The sequence below is a fragment of the Curtobacterium sp. PhB170 genome, assembly GCF_003752345.1.
Taxonomy (GTDB): Bacteria; Actinomycetota; Actinomycetes; order Actinomycetales; family Microbacteriaceae; genus Curtobacterium.
Window position 1 is genome coordinate 774,986 of the sequence record NZ_RJUM01000008.1, and the last position, 17,061, is coordinate 792,046.

General features: G+C 72.0%; 15 protein-coding genes. 8 read left to right on the forward strand and 7 right to left on the reverse strand.

The genetic code is table 11. The annotated features are described in order from the left end of the window. Positions 1-260: 260 nt before the first annotated feature. The 3 genes from EDF40_RS04135 (at position 261) to EDF40_RS04145 (ending at position 2,990) form a co-directional block, all read left to right on the forward strand. Entirely contained in the window at positions 261-1,082 is an 822-nt protein-coding gene (locus tag EDF40_RS04135) for a hypothetical protein (RefSeq protein WP_260213515.1), read from the forward strand. A 61-nt stretch (positions 1,083-1,143) separates the two neighbouring features. After that, positions 1,144-2,145: an ATP-binding cassette domain-containing protein gene (locus EDF40_RS04140; protein WP_123340758.1), complete on the forward strand. Its 1,002-nt coding sequence runs from the start codon at positions 1,144-1,146 to the stop codon at positions 2,143-2,145. Next, complete coding sequence (locus EDF40_RS04145; RefSeq protein ID WP_123294045.1) at positions 2,142-2,990, forward strand: ABC transporter permease; 849 nt, start codon at positions 2,142-2,144, stop codon at positions 2,988-2,990. The genes EDF40_RS04140 and EDF40_RS04145 overlap by 4 nt, the downstream gene beginning before the upstream one ends. A 68-nt stretch (positions 2,991-3,058) precedes the next feature. Here the strand turns inward: EDF40_RS04145 and EDF40_RS04150 are convergent, their stop codons facing one another. Together EDF40_RS04150 and EDF40_RS04155 are read right to left on the reverse strand one after the other, a co-directional pair. After that, on the reverse strand, positions 3,059-3,721 hold the full coding sequence (locus EDF40_RS04150) for a response regulator transcription factor (protein WP_123340759.1): 663 nt from the start codon (positions 3,719-3,721) through the stop codon (positions 3,059-3,061). After that, the gene (locus tag EDF40_RS04155; RefSeq protein WP_123340760.1) at positions 3,718-4,956 is read right to left on the reverse strand and encodes an ATP-binding protein; all 1,239 of its coding nucleotides are present in this window, start codon (positions 4,954-4,956) and stop codon (positions 3,718-3,720) included. Before EDF40_RS04155 ends, EDF40_RS04150 begins: the two co-directional genes overlap by 4 nt. Positions 4,957-5,070: 114 nt before the next feature. Between EDF40_RS04155 and EDF40_RS04160 the strand changes: the two genes are divergently transcribed. The 4 genes from EDF40_RS04160 (at position 5,071) to EDF40_RS04175 (ending at position 9,864) form a co-directional block, all read left to right on the forward strand. Further along, a complete protein-coding gene (locus EDF40_RS04160; RefSeq protein WP_185002729.1) occupies positions 5,071-6,468 on the forward strand; it encodes a PspC domain-containing protein in 1,398 nt (465 codons plus the stop codon). Positions 6,469-6,479: 11 nt separating this feature from the next. Beyond that, entirely contained in the window at positions 6,480-6,746 is a 267-nt protein-coding gene (locus EDF40_RS04165; RefSeq protein WP_148053876.1) for a hypothetical protein, read from the forward strand. Positions 6,747-6,997: 251 nt separating this feature from the next. Beyond that, positions 6,998-8,899, forward strand: coding sequence for an amino acid transporter (locus EDF40_RS04170; RefSeq protein WP_243648898.1), 1,902 nt, complete (start codon positions 6,998-7,000; stop codon positions 8,897-8,899). After that, on the forward strand, positions 8,896-9,864 hold the full coding sequence (locus EDF40_RS04175) for a DMT family transporter (RefSeq protein ID WP_123340764.1): 969 nt from the start codon (positions 8,896-8,898) through the stop codon (positions 9,862-9,864). The genes EDF40_RS04170 and EDF40_RS04175 overlap by 4 nt, the downstream gene beginning before the upstream one ends. 47 nt (positions 9,865-9,911) lie before the next feature. On the opposite strand, the gene EDF40_RS04180 is transcribed toward EDF40_RS04175, so the two are convergent. Further along, positions 9,912-11,597 (reverse strand): long-chain-fatty-acid--CoA ligase, encoded by a 1,686-nt coding sequence (locus EDF40_RS04180; RefSeq protein WP_123340765.1) that lies wholly within the window; start codon positions 11,595-11,597, stop codon positions 9,912-9,914. Between the two features lie 116 nt (positions 11,598-11,713). Between EDF40_RS04180 and EDF40_RS04185 the strand changes: the two genes are divergently transcribed. Further along, positions 11,714-12,643 (forward strand): oxygenase MpaB family protein, encoded by a 930-nt coding sequence (locus EDF40_RS04185; protein WP_123340766.1) that lies wholly within the window; start codon positions 11,714-11,716, stop codon positions 12,641-12,643. Between the two features lie 94 nt (positions 12,644-12,737). Here the strand turns inward: EDF40_RS04185 and EDF40_RS04190 are convergent, their stop codons facing one another. The 4 genes from EDF40_RS04190 to EDF40_RS04205 all read right to left on the reverse strand — a co-directional run bounded on the left by EDF40_RS04190 (position 12,738) and on the right by EDF40_RS04205 (position 16,557). Further along, the gene (locus EDF40_RS04190; protein ID WP_123340767.1) at positions 12,738-13,745 is read right to left on the reverse strand and encodes an aldo/keto reductase; all 1,008 of its coding nucleotides are present in this window, start codon (positions 13,743-13,745) and stop codon (positions 12,738-12,740) included. Beyond that, positions 13,742-14,308: a TIGR03086 family metal-binding protein gene (locus EDF40_RS04195; RefSeq protein WP_123294035.1), complete on the reverse strand. Its 567-nt coding sequence runs from the start codon at positions 14,306-14,308 to the stop codon at positions 13,742-13,744. Before EDF40_RS04195 ends, EDF40_RS04190 begins: the two co-directional genes overlap by 4 nt. Before the next feature lie 646 nt (positions 14,309-14,954). Further along, complete coding sequence (locus tag EDF40_RS04200) at positions 14,955-15,515, reverse strand: YceI family protein (protein ID WP_123340768.1); 561 nt, start codon at positions 15,513-15,515, stop codon at positions 14,955-14,957. A gap of 109 nt (positions 15,516-15,624) precedes the next feature. Next, entirely contained in the window at positions 15,625-16,557 is a 933-nt protein-coding gene (locus tag EDF40_RS04205; protein WP_123340769.1) for a hypothetical protein, read from the reverse strand. Between the last annotated feature and the right edge of the window lie 504 nt (positions 16,558-17,061).

Below are 17,061 nucleotides of genomic sequence, written 5' to 3' on the forward strand. Positions count from 1 at the left end.
GGCCTCCTGTCGGGCGGGTGGTGCGCACGGTGCGGGGTCCGCGTTCTGGTGCGGGGTTGGCCGCTGGGTGCGGTGCTGTAGGCGCGCACGGTGCTGCCGACCCGGCACGGGTCGTGCAGGTGCGCACGGTGCGCCCGCGGGCGCGGCGGCGCACGGCTGACTCTGAGCGGGCGCTCAGTCAGCGGCCGACCGCGCTCCATAGGGTGGCAGGCCACGGGCGGTCCGACCGGATCACCCGTGCACCCGAAGGAGCATCGACCATGGGATTCCTCGACCGCCTGCTCGGACGTCCGGACCGCGACCGCACCGGTGACGCGCAGCAGTACGACGCGCAGCAGAACCAGTGGGGGCAGCCGCAGCAACCGCAGCAACAGGGCTACCGGTACGGCCAGCAGTCGTACCACCAGCCCGCGCCGACGGGGGTGCCGGCCGGGCAGCAGCAGGGCGGCCAGTACGGCGTGCCGCAGTGGGGCGGTGCACCCGCGCAGCAGCTGGGCGCGACGACCGACGACGAGCGCGCGGTGGAGCGGTACCGCTACCTGCTCCGCACGGCGCCGCCCGAGCGCATCGAAGAGGTCCATGCCGAGGCATTCGCGAAGCTGACCGACGAACAGCGCCGCATGGTCTACGACGAGTTCACCCGCACGGCGCCTCCCGGCGAGGCCCCTCGCGGCGACGACCCCCGCTCGCTCGCGCAGTCGGCGACGCGGTCCGAGATCCGCCAGCCGGGCTTCATGGAGCGCTCGCTCGGTGGCGTCGGTGGCGGTGGCCGCTTCGGCGGGCAGCGCGGCGGACCGTCGTTCGGCAGCATGATCGGTGCCTCGATCCTCGGCACCGTGGCCGGTTACGTCATCGGTTCGGCGATCATGAGCGCCTTCCTGCCGGACCCCGGATCGTTCGATGGCGGTACTGACGCTGCGGGTGACGGTGGTTCGGAGGACACTGGAGCCGACTCCGGTGACGGCGGTGCGTCCGACGGTGGCGCGTCCGACGGCGGCGGGTTCGAGAGTGCGGGCTGGGGCGACAGCGGATCCGACTTCGGCGGTGGCTCCAGTGACTTCGGTGGTGACTTCGGCATCTGAGTGACCGGTCACGAGTTCCCACCGACCCACTGATATTCTCCGTGGTCGACAAGGGAGCGACATGGCCATCATCGAAGCCTCCGGGCTGACCAAGACCTACCGGTCGAAGTCCGGGCCGGTGCACGCACTGGCCGGACTCGACCTGTCCGTGCCGCAGGGCACCGTGAAGGCGTTGCTCGGGCCGAACGGGGCGGGCAAGACCACGACCGTGAAGGTGCTGACCACCCTCATCACCCCGGACTCCGGGACGGCCACGATCGACGGCATCGACGTGATCGCCGACCCGCAGGCCACCCGGCGGTCCATCGGGGTGTCCGGGCAGTACGCCGCGGTCGACGAGAACCTGACCGGCTTCGAGAACCTCGAGATGATCGGGCGGCTCTACCACCTGGGCCGGAAGACGTCGCGGGAGCGTGCCCGGGAGCTCATCGACGTGTTCGACCTGGCCGAGGCCGGAGACCGCCCGGTGAAGGGCTTCTCCGGTGGCATGCGGCGACGGATCGACCTCGCCGGAGCCCTCGTGATGAACCCGCGCGTGCTGTTCCTCGACGAACCGACCACGGGCCTCGACCCCCGCAGCCGGCTGGCGCTCTGGGGCATCATCGAAGACCTGGTGGCCCAGGGCGCCACGGTCCTGCTCACCACGCAGTACCTCGAAGAAGCCGACCGGCTCGCCGACGACATCGCGGTCATCGACGACGGCCGGGTCATCGCCGAGGGCACCGCCGACCACCTCAAGGCGCAGGTCGGCGGCCACCGGGTCGTCGTGACCCTGGTGGACGAGACCGACGGTGACGCCGTGACGACCGTCCTGCGGCGCTACGGCGTCGGCGACGTCGAGGCCTCTGGTGACGGCCGCACCCACGCCATCGCGGTCGAGGCCGGCCCCACCGCGCTGCAACGGGTGCTCGCCGACCTCGGCGACGCCGGCATCGAGCTGCACGACGCGGGCATGCGCCGACCGACCCTCGACGACGTGTTCCTGCGGCTCACCGGCCACGCTGCGACCGAGGACGAGGCCGACGAAGCCGCCGCCACCAAGCAGAAGGAGACGGCCCGATGACCGCCACCACCATCGCGCCGGGTCGGCAACTGCCCGTCGTCGTCACCTCGCCGGTCGCCATCTGGTTCGAGGACGGCTGGACCGTCACCAAGCGGAACCTCATCAAGATCAAGCGGTCGCCGGACATGCTCGTGTTCGCGGTGCTGCAGCCCATCATGTTCGTCCTGCTCTTCAGCCAGGTCTACGGCGGCGCGATCGCGGTCGAGGGCACCGACTACACGCAGTTCCTGATGGCGGGGATCTTCGCGCAGACCGTTGTCTTCGGGGCCACGTTCTCGGGCTCGGCGATGGCGCAGGACCTGAAGGAAGGCCTGATCGACCGGTTCCGCACGCTGCCGATGTCGGCGTCCGCGGTGCTCGTCGGCCGGACCAACTCCGACCTCGTGCTCAACTCGATCTCGATGGCGATCATGATGCTCACCGGGCTGGCCGTCGGGTGGCGGGTGAACTCGTCGCCGCTCGAGTTCCTGGCCGGCATCGCCCTGCTGCTGCTGTTCAGCTACGCGTTCAGCTGGGTGATGGCGCTGCTCGGGATGAGCGTCAAGACGCCGGAGGTCATCAACAACGCCTCGTTCATGATCCTGTTCCCGCTGACGTTCATCTCGAACGCGTTCGTGCCGAGCGACACGCTGCCCCTGGTGCTGCGGGTGTTCGCGGAGTGGAACCCGGTGTCGTCGCTCGTGCAGGCGGCCCGCGAGCTGTTCGGCAACGTCGGGTCGGCGCCGGTGCCGGACATCTGGACGATGCAGCACCCGATCGTGACGGTGCTGATCGGGATCGCCGTGATGCTCGTCGTGTTCGTGCCGTGGGCGGTCAACAAGTACACCCGCATCAGCGCGAAGTGAGACCGTCGGGGCGGTGAACAAGACTGCACCATCCAGCCCGCATCAGCGCGAAGTGACCGCGTGGGCGCTCAGAGCAGCTTGCGCTGCAGCGCCCACGCCGTCAGCTCGTGCCGGTTCGACAGCTGCAGCTTCCGCAGCACGCTCGAAACGTGGGTCTCGACGGTCTTCACCGAGATGAAGAGCTCCGCCGCCACCTCCTTGTAGGCGTACCCGCGCGCGATGAGGCGCATCACCTCCTGCTCGCGTGCCGACAACCGGTCGAGTTCCGCGTCGTGCTGCGCGGTCTCGCCGCTCACCGCGCCGAAGGCGTCGAGCACGAAGCCGGCCAGGCGGGGCGAGAACACCGCGTCGCCCTCCGCCACCCGTCGGACGGCCTCGGCCACCTCGGCGCTCGACGAACTCTTCGTGATGTACCCGCGGGCCCCGGCCCGGATCACCCGCACGACGTCGTCGGCCGCGTCGGACACGCTCAGCGCGAGGAACAGCGTGCCCGGGTGCTCGGCAGCGGACCGCGTGATTACCTCGGCGCCGCCACCGCCGGCTCCGCCGGGCAGGTGGACGTCGAGCAGGACGACACGGGGTGCGGTGGTCGCCACGAGCGTCACGGCTTCGTCGACGGTGGCGGCTTCACCCACGACCTGGAGGCCCGGTGGCAGTCCGGCACGCACGCCGGCTCGGAAGATGGAGTGGTCGTCGACGACGGCGACGGTGAGCAGGTCGGGCTCGGTCATGCGTCCTCCTCGTGGTGGGGGTCGGTGGGCGCGAGCGGCAGCCGGAGCCGGACCTCGGTCCCGGTGCGACCGGGCCCCGGGGCGATGGTCGCCCGGCCGCCGAGCCGGTGCAGCCGCCCGGTGATCGACTCGCGCACGCCGTACCGGCCCTCGGGCACGGCGGCGGGGTCGAAGCCCGGCCCACGGTCGCGGATGCTGACCTCGACGACGTCCTGCGCGGTCTCGGCGTACACGCTGATCGTGCCGCCGGCGTGCCGGGCGGCGTTGAGCATCGCCTCGCGGGCAGCGGCGACGACACCGTCGGGCAGGTCGGTGCGCGACGGGCCGACCGCGATGACGTCGATGCGGACCGGGTACTCGGCCTCGATGTCGGCGGCGGCGTCGCGCAGCTCGGCACCGAGGTCACGGGCCGGCTCGGTCTGCTCGGCGAACAACCACGACCGCAGTTCGCGTTCCTGCGCCCGAGCGAGCCGTGCGGCATCGGAGCCGGGCTCGGCCTTCTGCTGGATGAGCGCGAGCGTCTGCAGCACCGAGTCGTGCAGGTGCGCGGCGAGTTCGGCGCGCTCGAGGTCGCGGACCCGTGCCGCGCGTTCGTCGGCGAGGTCCCGGACGAGCCGCACGACCCAGGGGGCGACGACCACGGCGACGCCGAGCAGCACGGCGACCGCTGCGCTGAGCACCGTCCACACGTTCGGCCGGTCGCTCGTGGTGAAGAACAACAGGATGCCGAGCACGACGAGCACCAGCGCACCGAGGGCCCGGACGACCAGGGTCGACGACGCCGCGGCCCGGACGGTGCGGAGGGCGTCGAACTGCCGCCAGGCCAGGGCAGCACCGGTGACGACCACGACGCCGGGCACGACGACCTCGAGCGGGACCTGGGCGCCGAGCCGTACGGCGACGATCGCGCCCGCAGCGGCGAGCAGTGCGAGTCCGAGCAGGATCTCCACGACGGGTGCTCGACGGCTCACGGTCACGGTCGCGTCGGCGTCGCCGTCGCCGTTCGCACGGGGCGCCGTGAGGACGGCCTTGAGCGGTGACGTCGCGGCCGCCGTCGCGCTCGGGGTGGTGGCCCACAGCCACGCGTAGAGCAGGACCCCGGCCCCGCCGCACACGGCAAGGACCGCCGTCGCCGCCCGGACGGCCCCGAGTGGCAGACCGGTGTGCGTCGCGAACCCGCTGCAGACACCGCCGAGGACCCTGGGGGTCGGGCGGGTCATCCGAGCGGTGGCCATGGGCCAATCCTGGCACTCGGGCGCCCGCACCAGCAGGGATCGGGGCAGGGATCAGGGACCGGTCAGGGGGAACCCCGATGGTGTCCGCCACCGCGGGCCGGGATGCTGGGGACCATGACCGATCACCAGCACGACACGGCTCCCGGCCCGGCTGCCGGCACCGCCGACTCGACGGCCCGGTTCTTCGACTGGATCCGCGGACTCGACGTCGCCCGCACCGACGACCGCTGGCTCGCCGGCGTCTGCGGTGCCGTGGCCCGACGCACCGGACTCGACCCGCTCGTCGTCCGCGGCGTCGCGATCGTCGTCGCCCTGCTCGGCGGTCCGGTCTTCCTGGCGTACGCCGTCGGGTGGGCGCTGCTGCCGGACACCACGGGACGGATCCACGTCGAGCGGATGATCCGCGGCGTGCTCGATCCGGCGCTCATCGGGATCGGCGTCTTCGTGGTGCTGACCTTCGTGCCCGCGGTCCAGGGGATCTGGTGGCAGGGCGTGCCCTCGGCGTGGGGGATGCCCGGCTGGCTCGAGGCGACCCTGCGCACGGCGTGGAGCATCGCGCTCGTCGGCGGGATCGTCTGGCTGGCCGTGGTGGTCGCGCGTCGTCGTGCCGACGGGCCGACGCCCGACGCTGGCGCCGCCGCGGCAGCGGGGACACGGCGCGACTTCTGGACGAGCCCCGACGACCCGCGCCCGGCCGGTGGAGCCACGTGGACGGCGGACGCAGGGGAAACGTCGGACGCGGGCCGGGCCTCCTGGCAGTGGAACGCCCCCGGCACCCCGCAGGACCGACAGCGGCGACACGACGAGCGGATGCGCGCCGAACGGGAGCGGGCGGCCGAGTGGCGCGCGACCCGCACCGAGCGACGGTCGAGCGCGGCGTACGTCGCCGTGTCGCTCGGGCTGGCGCTCGTCGCCGGGGCCGGCGTCGCGGTCTGGGCGCAGGCGGAGGCCTGGCCGGTGGCGGTGCTCGGCATCGCCGCGGCCGTCGCCGTGCTGGCGATCGCGACCATCGTCGCCGGGATCCGGGGACGCGACGACGGCGCCCTCGGACTGTTCTCGACGATCGGGGTCGTCGCCCTGGTCGTCACCGGGGTGCTCCCCGCCGGCACGCAGGTCTCGCTGATCGGCGGGACCACCTGGCGGGTCGACAGCGTCGCCGCCGGATCGGAACGGAACTACGCGATGCTCGTCGGCGGACCGACCCTCGACCTGCGCGGCCTCGACGAGACCGACGCCGGCGGGGACGTGAACCTGTGGCTCGGCGCCGGCGGGGCCGAGGTGCTGCTGCCGACCGACGTGCCGGTCCGGGTCGAGGTGAGCGGCGTCGGGTACGGCGTCGACACCGACGGCGACGATGGCGACGACGGCAGCGGTGGGCTGTTCAGCACGACCACCGTCGAGAACCGGGCGGCACGGTCCGCCGGTGCCGACGCGGGCGGGACGACGACCGTGCACGTGTGGATCCTCGGGGGCGCCGCCGACGTGCCCCGTGCGCTGACCGTCAACGAGTGAAGGACGAGACGATGACGAACGACGACGAGACGACCCAGACGTTCCCACCTGCGGCGCCGGTACCGGCACCGGAACCCGCGCGGGCGCGCCGTGGTGCACGCTTCGGCACGATCTTCTGGGGTGTGGTGCTGTTCGTGTTCGCGGTCGCGATGGCCGTGAGTGCGATCCCGGTGTTCTCGGTCGACCCGACCACCCTGTTGCTGGCGGCCTGCCTGGCTGCCGGGGCCCTGCTGGTGGTGGCGGGGCTGGTGGCGGTGTTCACCCGGCCCCCGCGGTAGCCGGACGGGGTTGTCCGGCGGGAGCCGGACGGGGTTGTCCGGCGGGAGCCGGACGGGGTTGCCCGGCGGGAGCCGTACCGGGTCGTCCGGCGGTGGCCGGACGGGGTTGTCCACAGGGGCCGTCCGGGTGCGCGCGTGCGTCACCCGGACGGCTTAGCATCGTCCACGTGACCGCGACAGACGCCGAGCGGGCCGCCCAGCGCGACGCCACGGAGCCACCCCTCGACCGCAGCACCCGAGTGCGTCGCTGGATGCTGCAGGGCGCCCACCAAGGGGCATCCCACCAGGGTCCGCACCAGGTCGAGGTCGAGAAGACCCACCCGTGGTGGCGGGTCATGTGCCTGACCGGCGTCGACTACTTCTCGACCCTCGGGTACCAGCCGGCGATCGCGGCGCTCGCCGCGGGCCTTCTGTCGCCGATCGCCACGATCGTGCTCGTGCTCGTCACGCTGTTCGGCGCGCTGCCGGTGTACCGCCGGGTCGCGAGTGACAGCTTCCGCGGTGCCGGGTCGATCATGATGCTCGAGAAGCTCCTGCCGTGGTGGGCCGGCAAGCTCCTGGTGCTCGTCCTGCTCGGGTTCGCGGTCACCGACTTCATGATCACGATGACGCTGTCGGCGGCGGACGCCACGGCGCACATCGCCGAGAACCCGTACACGCCGCACTGGTTCACCGAGATCCCCGTCCCGCTCACCCTCGCGCTGCTGCTGTTGCTCGGCGTGGTGTTCCTCCGCGGCTTCAAGGAGGCGATCGGCATCGCGGTCGGCCTCGTCGCGGTGTTCCTCGCGCTGAACGCCGTCGTCGTGGTGGTCGCGCTCTGGCACGTCTTCGAGCACCCGATGGTCGCCAGCGACTGGTGGTCGGGGCTCACCGCGCAGCACAGCAACCCCCTCGTCATGGTCGGCATCGCGCTCGTCGTGTTCCCGAAGCTCGCGCTCGGCCTGTCCGGGTTCGAGACCGGCGTCGCGGTGATGCCGCAGGTGCGCGGCGACGCATCGGACGACACGAGTGCTCGGCCCGAGGGACGGATCCGAGGCACCAAGCGGCTCCTGACCGTCGCGGCCGTGATCATGAGCTCGTTCCTGATCACCTCGTCGATCGCGACGACGTTCCTCATCCCGCAGCACGAGTTCCAGCCGGGCGGCGGTGCGAACGGGCGGGCACTGGCCTTCCTGGCGCACCAGTACCTCGGTGGGGTGTTCGGATCGATCTACGACTTCTCGACCGTCGCGATCCTGTGGTTCGCCGGCGCGAGCGCGATGGCCGGCCTGCTCAACCTGGTGCCGCGGTTCCTGCCCCGCTACGGCATGGCTCCGCAGTGGGCGCGGGCGACCCGGCCGCTCGTCATCATCTTCACGCTCATCGCCTTCCTGATCACGATCGTGTTCCGGGCGAACGTCGACGCCCAGGGCGGGGCCTACGCCACCGGCGTGCTCGTCCTGATCACGAGCGCCGCGGTCGCGGTCACCCTGTCGGCCCGTCGCCGGCAGCAGAAGAAGCGCACCATCGCGTTCGGCGTCATCTCGGTCGTGTTCGTCTACACGACGGTCGCGAACGTCATCGAGCGGCCCGACGGCGTCCGGATCGCGGCGATCTTCATCATCGCCATCGTCGTGGTGTCGCTCGTCTCACGGGTGCGCCGGTCGTTCGAGCTCCGCGCGTCGTCGATCGAGCTGGACGCAACGGCCCGGCAGTTCGTCGAGGCCGACGCCGACCAGTTCAGCGCGGTCTGCATCATCGCGAACGAGCCGGGTGCCGGCACCGCCGAGGCGTACCGGGCGAAGGGGCGCGAGGAACGGCGCGACTCCGGCATCCCCGCGCGCGTCCCGACGATGTTCCTCGAGGTGCTGCCCGCCGACTCGTCCGACTTCGAAGAGGACCTGCTGGTCGAGGGGCACGTCGTGCACGGACACCGTGTGCTCCGGGTCCGGTCCGGCAACGTGCCGAACACCATCGCCTCGACCCTGCTCGCGATCCGGGACACCGCCGGGGTCGTCCCGAGCATCTACTTCGAGTGGAACGAGGGCAGCCCGATCCGGAACGCCCTGCGGTTCGTGTTCACCGGTGCCGGTGACGTCGCGCCCGTCACGCGCGAGGTCCTGCGCGAAGCCGAACCGGACGTCCACCGCCGGCCGTCCATCCACGTCTCGTGACGGGTCCCACCGGCGGGCGCCGGGTCCCGACGCCCGCCGGTGGGCTCGCGGCGGTGGTCGTCGCCGCCGCGGTCTGGGGGACCACCGGCACCGCGACGCACTTCGCCCCGGGCGTCCCCGCCTTCGTCTTCGGCGCCGTCACGTTCGGGATCGGTGGACTCGTGCTCGCCGCCGTCGCCGGACGCGGCACCCTCCGCGCCGTCGCCGAGCGTCGCACGCGGGGGTGGGCGCTGCTCGGCGCGGGGGCGCTCGTCGTCTACGCGGTCGCCTTCTACGCAGCCCTCGCCGACGCGGGCGTCGCCCTCGGCACCACCATCGCCATCGGGTCGTCACCCGTGTTCGCGGGGCTCGTCGAGTGGGTGTCGGACAGGAGGCCCGTCACCGGCAGGTGGATCATCGCCACCCTGGTGAGCGTGGCCGGCATGGTCGTCGTGACCTTGGCGCGGTCGGAACACGACGACGGTGGTGGTGCGCTCGCGCTCGGGATCGCCAGTGCCCTGCTCGCCGGACTCACCTACGCGCTGTACTCGTGGGCGGTGGCGCGAGGGCTGCACGCGGCGGCCGGGGCGGTGTCGGTGCCGGGCGGCCCCGGGGTCGAAGCCGTCGCGGCGGGGCTGCCGAACGGCCGGGGGCTCGTCGGCGCCGTGTTCGGCATCGCTGCCGTGCCGCTCGTCGTGCTCGTGGTCGTCGCCGGCGCACCGTCCCTCGGCGAGGGCGGCAACTGGCCGGTGTTCCTGTACCTCGCGCTGGTGCCGACGGTCCTCGGGCACTCGCTGTACGCCGTGGGGTTGCGGTCCGTCGGTGCCTCGGTCGCGACCCTGGTGTCGTTGCTCGAGCCCGTGGTGGCAGCGGTGCTCGCCGTGCTCGTCGTCGGGGAGCACCTCGGCGCGACGGGGTGGGTCGGCATCGCGCTCGTGGTGGCCGGGCTCGCCGTGCTCGCGGTGCCGGGGCGACGTCTGCGCTGACGCGCGTCGGGCACCGACGACGTCAGTCGTCAGTCAGTCGTCAGCCGTCAGTCGTCGGCGAGGATCTGGTCGCGCACCTTCCGCCGCAGCACCTTGCCGATCATCGAGCGCGGCAGGTCCTCGACCACGACGACCCGACGCGGCACCTTGTACGCCGCCAGCTGGTCACGCGCCCACGCCCGCAGCGCCGCGGCGTCGAACGAGGACGGGTCCTTCGGCACGACGGCGGCGACGACCTGCTCGTTGCCGCCCTGCGTGATGCCGACGACCGCGACCTCCTTGACGCTCGGGTGCTTGAGCAGGGCGTCCTCGACCTCGGACGGCGACACGTTGAAGCCGCCCGTGATGATGAGCTCCTTCAGGCGGTCGACGATCCGGACGTAGCCGTCGGCGCCGATGGCCACGATGTCGCCGGTGCGGAACCAGCCGTCGGGGGTGAAGACCTCGTCCGTGGCCTCGGCCTTGCCCCAGTAGCCGCGGAACACCTGCGGCCCGCGGACCTGCAGCTCACCGGGCTCGTCGACGTCGAGCACCTTCGTGCTGTCGTCGGGGTCGACCACGCGGGCCTCGGTGGAGGACAACGGCAGCCCGATGGAGCCGAGGCGACGTGCCGGGGACACCGGGTTCGCCATCAGCACGGGGGAACACTCGGACAGCCCGTAGCCCTCGACCAGGTACCCGCCGGTCCGGGCTTCCCACGGTTCGACGATGTCCTGCGACAGCGGCATGGCGCCCGAGATGCCGATCTCGATGCCCTCGAGCGAGACCTTCGCCGAGTCGGCGGCGTGCTGCAGCCGGGCGTAGATCGGCGGGACGGCGGGCAGGAACGTCGGCGGGTGCTTCTTGATCGCGGTGAGCACGAGCGCCGGGTCGAACGTCGGGAACAGCACGAGCCGCGAGGCCATGCTCATCGCGAAGGTCAGGCACAGCGTGAGGCCGTAGGCGTGGAACATCGGCAGCACCGCGTACACGACGTTGTCGCCCCGGCGGATCTGCGGCACCCAGGCGCGGGCCTGTGCGGCGTTGGCCAGCAGGTTCCGGTGCGTGAGGACCGCGCCCTTCGGCGTACCGGTGGTGCCCGAGGTGTACTGGATCAGGGCGATGTCGTCCGTCGACGGCCGCGTGTGGCGCTTCGACAGCTTGCGGGTGTGGACCAGGTCGTCCCACTTCGTCGTGCCGCGCACCGCGGTGGTGAGCTTCGCGCGGGACTCGCGGGCCTTCGCCACCGGCAGGGCCAGGGCGAGCCGGGTGCTGCGGGGCATCGCGCGGGTCAGGTCGACCGACACGATCGCGTCGAGCTTCACGTCGGCGGGGAAGTCCTGCAGCGTCGCGACGGACTTGTCCCAGGCGATCGCGACCTTGGCGCCGTGGTCCTCGAACTGGTGGCGGAGCTCGCGCGGCGTGTACAGCGGGTTGTGCTCGACCACGATCGCGCCGAGGCGCAGGACGGCGTAGAACGCCACGATGTGCTGCGGGCAGTTCGGCAGCACGATCGCCACCCGGTCGCCGGCACCGACGCCGAGCTTGCGGAGGCCGTTCGCCGCGCGGAGGATCTGCTCCTGCAGGTCGGCGTAGCTGGTGGTCCGCTTGAAGAACTCGAGCGCGACCCTGCCCGGGAACCGTCGCGCCGATTCCTCGACCAGGTCGATCAGGGAACCGTGCTGTTCCTCGATGTCGTGCGGGACCCCCTGCGCGTACGAGGCAAGCCAGGGACGAGGCGTGTCGATGCTCACGCGTCCCAACCTAGCGGGCCACCCCGGCGCCCGCTGGGAAGCATCGGCCGGCATCGGGCGCCACCGGGGTGCACGAAGCCGAGCGCGCTCCCAGGGGACGGACGGACGATGACGCCATGCCCTCCGTCTCCGATGCCTTCCGCTCCCGCCTCAACGACACGTTCACCGGTGGGGCGACGAGCAAGCCGGAGTGGATCGACGAACTCGAGGACGGCACCGACGCCGGCTTCTTCGGCCCCGGTTCCGCGACGTGGGCGGTGCACGGCGGCAAGCAGACGATCGTCGCCGGGGTCCGCGCACTCCTCGTGCAGGCCCTGCACCCGGGAGCCCTCGCCGGCGTCGCCGACCACTCCCGCTACCGCGAGGACCCGTTCGGCCGACTCGCCGGCACCATCCGGTGGATCTACACGGTCTCGCACGGCGACACCGCGACCGCCCGTGGTGCGAGCGAGTGGGTGCTGCGCCTGCACGAGCGAGTTCGCGGCCAGTACGTCGACGGCCACGGCATCGCACGCGACTACGCGGCGAACGACCCCGACCTGGCGCGCTGGGTGCACCTCGCCTTCACCGACGCGTTCCTCCGCGCTGCGCAGCGCTGGGGCGGCCCGATCCCCGGTGGTGCCGACGCCTACGTCCGCGAGTGGGCCACCGCCGGCCGGCTCATGCGCGTCGAGGACGCCCCGGAGTCCGAGGCCGAGCTCCGCGCCCAGATGGACGGGTACCTCGACCGCGGCGAACTGGCCGTCACGGCCCGCACCCGCGACGTCGTCAAGTTCATCAAGAACCCGCCGCTCGCGCTGATGCTGCGGCCCGGCTACCAGGCGCTGTTCCAGGGCGCCGTCTCGACCCTCGACCCCCGCCACCGCTCGATGCTCGGCCTGCGGGCCCCCGCGATCGGCCCCGTCGAACTGCCCGTCGGCCGGGCGACCGGACTCGTGCTCGACGGGATCGGCGGGGTGCTCGGCAACCAGACCGGCACCGAGCGCGCCGCGCTCGTGCGCATCGCGCGCCTCGAACGCGAACGCGAGCGCGGCGCCGTCGCCTGAAACGACGGCGTGTCACGTGTCGTGGACGTGACCGGAGACGGACGGGAGGCGCGGTGCCAGCTGGCACCGCGCCTCCCGTCCGCTCTTGGGAGCGTCAGAAACCGGACGGCACCCGGGGCGTGTACGCGGACTCGAGTCGCGTCACCTCGTCGTCGGTCAGCGTGATCGCGGCGGCCGCGACCGCGTCGTCGATGTGGTGCTCCTTCGTCGCACCGACGATCGGCGCGCTCACCGCGGGCTTGCTCGCGACCCACGCGAGGGCGATCTGCGCCATGCTCACGCCGCGGTCGCTCGCGATCGACTCGACGGCTTCCACGATCGCGCGGTTCGCGTCCTCGTCCTGGCGGTAGAGCGTCTTGCCGAACTCGTCGGTGCTCGCGCGCGAACCGGAGCCGTCGGCGTCCCACGGCCGGGTGACCTTGCCGCGGGCGAGGGGACTCCACGGGATCACGCCGACGCCCGTCGCGTGCGCGAAGGGGTGCATCTCGCGTTCTTCCTCGCGTTCGAGCAGGTTGTACTGGTCCTGCATGCTGACGAAGCGGGTCCAACCGTGCAGGTCGGCGACGTGCTGCATCTGCGCGAACTGCCATGTCCACATGCTGCTCGCGCCGAGGTAGCGGGCCTTGCCGGCCTTGACGACGTCGTGCAGGGCCTCCATCGTCTCCTCGATCGGGGTCACCGGGTCGAAGCGGTGGATCTGGTACAGGTCGACGTAGTCGGTGCCGAGCCGGGTCAGCGAGGCGTCGATCTCGTGCATGATCGCGGCTCGGGAGAGCCCTGCGCCGTTCCGACCGGGCCGCATCCGGTTGAAGACCTTCGTGAGGACCTGGACGTCCTCGCGCGGAGCGAGTTCCTTGAGGAGCGTGCCGGTGATCTCCTCGCTGGAGCCGTCGGAGTACACGTTCGCCGTGTCGAAAGTGGTGATGCCGGCGTCGAACGCGCGACGGACGAACGGGCGGGCCTCGTCGATGCCGACGCTCCACGCGTGCGAGCCACGGTCGGGGGCGCCGTAGGACATCATGCCGAGGATCACGGTGCTGATCTCGAGGCCGGAGGCGCCGAGGCGGGTGGTGGTGACTGCCGCCTTGTCCTGGGCGCTCATGCGCTCACCTTGGCATCGCGGCCGGTGACGGCGAGCAGGCGGACCTGGAGTGGGGCGTCCTGGTCGACGTCGACCGGGGCGGCGTACAAGCCGGTGGCCGCGAGGTCCTCGATCTGCGGCTCGAAGTACTCCCACACCGCCTGCACGAGTTCGTCCGGCAGGGACTCGTCCGTGCCGGTCGCCCGCGCCAGGTCCCACGTGTGGATGGTGATGTCGCTGGTCTGCTCGGTGAGGTACTGGCCAGCCGGCACGACATCGGTGCTGAGGTGCACGGGAGTGTCCTGCGGGGCGTTCCGCCAGGCATCGGTCGCTGCGGTCGCGAAGCGCTGCCACTCGGACACGAGGTCGTCGCCGATGGACTCGAGGTCGGCTTCGGCCTGCGCGTAGTCGCATCCGGTGAGGAGCTTCGGGATCCAGCGCTGCTCGTCCACCACGTGAGTGACGAGGTCGCGGGTGGTCCACTCGGAGTCGGGGGTGGCGGCGTCCCAGTCCGTCACGGCGGCGACGCGGCGGCCGAACTCGGCTGCCGCGAGGGCCTGCATCGCGATCCAGTCGGTGGCCATGGTGGTACTCCTGTTCGTCGGGCTGGCGTGCGGTGCGTGTGGTGCGTGTCGAGCGGGTGGTGCGGGTGGTGCGGGTGGTGCGGGCGGTGCGTGTCGTGCGTGTCGTGCGTGTGGTGCGTGTCGTGCGTGTCGTGCGTGTGTCGTTGTAACTCGGGGGCCGGTGTGCGGATTCCCGTGCCTGCGGGCATGCCCCTGTCCGCTGCCCAACGCTACGCCGAGGAGCCCGGCCGAGCGGGCGAAATGCCGCAGTCGTGCGCGCGCCCACCGGACGTTTCCGCCCGTTCACGCCCGCGCGGGGTTCGGCGCGCACTGCACGCGCTGACACCGGAGGGGCGTGCCAGCGCGTGGTCCCTGGGCGAGCGGGCGGAATGCCGGGGTCGAGTTCGAGATGAGGCCGGTATTTCGCCCGTTCGTTCGCTCGCCCGCCCGCCCGCTCGCCCGTTCGTTCGTTCGTTCGCTCGGTTGCTCGGTTGCGCTCGCGATGGAGCACCCGCTCGGGTCGCAGCGGCGGGCAGTGGGCACGCGCGCACCCCCGAAGCCCGGCGGGAACGACGAACGCCCCGGCTCCGTGGGGAGCCGGGGCGTTTGTCTCGGGTTCGGGTGGTGCTGTTCGGTGCCCTCAGTCAGGCAGCGAGACCGAAGGGACTCAGGCCGCCTGGAGGACGAACTGGACGTCGAGGTTGATCGTCACGTCGTTGCCGAGGGTGAAGCCACCGGCCTCGAGTGCTGCGTTCCAGTTCACGCCGAACTCGGTGCGGTCGATCTTCGTGGACGCCTCGGCGCCGAACTTGACCTGGCCGTAGCCGTCGGTCGTGAAGCCACCGAGCTCGGCCTTGAGGACGACGGGCTTGGTGACGCCGCGCAGGGTCAGGTCGCCAGCGATGTGCAGGTCATCGCCCTTGGCCTCGATGCTCGTCGAGCGGAAGGTGAGCTGCGGGTGCTCCTCGGTGAGGAAGAAGTCGCTCGTCTTCAGGTGCTGGTCGCGCTGCTCCTGGCCGGTGTTGATCGACGCGACGTCGATGTTCGCCTCGACGGTCGACTCGAGGGGGTTCTCGGCGGTGACGACGGTGGCGTCGAACGTCTCGAACTTGCCCTTGACCTTGCTGATGGCGAGGTGGCGGACCGAGAAGGTGACCTCGGAGTGGGTGGGGTCGATCTTCCAGGTGCCGGTCTGGTAGCCGGGGATGGTGGTGGCGGTGAGCGTCATGGTGGTCCTTCTTCCGAACGAGAGTCTGTGGTGCGACGCGATCCATGCGCCTGCATCAACCTGATACTACGCCAGTGTGCACCCTTTTGGTTGAAGCGTCAACCATTGTTCACTGAAGCGTCGCGAAGCGGTGGTCGTGCGGTGCGCGGAACCCGGCATGCAGGAGGCGTCTCACACGCTGTACGAACCGATCGACACCTCGGCCCACGTCGTCCGCAGTGGCCCGGACCAACCACCAGTCCACGTCCTTCAAGTGCTCACCGCGGGTGAGGTCCTTCCGGAAGGTGGCCGGGTTGGTGCGGTGGAGATCACTCTCGTACTCGATCGCCACCCGTGCTGCGGGGTAGGCGAGGTCCACGCATGCGATCCACCTGCCGTCCACGATCACGTCGTGGTTCAGGGCGGGTTCCGGGAGTCCACGGCGGACGAGGGCCAGCCGTGCCCTGGTCTCACCTGGGGAGCGTGAGCCCGGTCTGATCTCCGCGAGAGCGTGGCGCAGTTTCACGACGCCCCGGAGCCCGCGCCGCCGGCCGACGGCCTGGATGAGCTCGTCGAGCGTCGCCCATCCGAGCCACCCGACGAGGGCGTCACCCGCGATGATCAGTTCGTCGAGCGTCAACATCGTGCTCAGGGCGACGAACGTGTCCGCCGGGGCCGTCAGACGCACACCTCGGCTGTTCGTCGCACTGACCCTGCCGTGGTGGGCGCGGTGTCCGAGGGCGCCGCGGACACGGAGCGCCTGATCGACCCCGATCGTCGTGACGTGGAGCCGTGGTGTGCCCTCGAACCGGCGGGGGAGTGGGATGCCGAGGATCGCGGCGGCCGTGACGTGGCTGAACACCTGGTCGGGGCGCAGTCGAGGAGCCAGTGACCGGGCGCGTTCGTCGACGGTTCGTGGCGGAACCGCGGATCGGATGCCGTGGAACGGGCGGACGAGGTCACGTGCCTCGAGGCGGCCGCGGGACACCCCTCGATGCAGTGCGTCACGGACGCGGAACGAGGCGTCCCGCAGCGTCAACGGGAGTCGGCGTCTGGCGGTCATCTCCACATCGTGGGGCCGAGCGGGCGTGACGGTGGTGCGTCGTGCCTCCCGTGTGGACGGCCTGCGATTCCGGCGCCTCTGTGGAGGAGTCGGCCCGCGGCCGAGCGGGCGAAACACCGGGGTCCGGCTGCGTGGCGACCGCGGCATTTCGCCCGCCGGCGCGGAGCGCAGCGCTGCCCGCCGCCTTTCAATGCAGCGGTCGGGACCGCGAGGGCGGCGTCAGGTCGTCTGGTTCGGCGAGCCTGCCGCGGTCGCGACCTCGGCGACGACGCGAGCGGGCGTATTGCCCGGGTGCCGCCGTCGGGCACGCCGGCATTTCGCCCGCTCGCGCCCCCCCCCCCCCCCCCGCGGGGGGCCCCCCCCCGCCGGGGGGGGGGGGGGGGGGGGGGGGGCCGGCCCGCCCCCGCCCCCCCCCCCCCCCCCGCCCCCCCGCGCCCCCCCCCGCCCCCCCCCCCGCGGGGGCCGCCCCCCCCGCGGGGGGGCGGCCGGCCGGGGCGGGGGGGG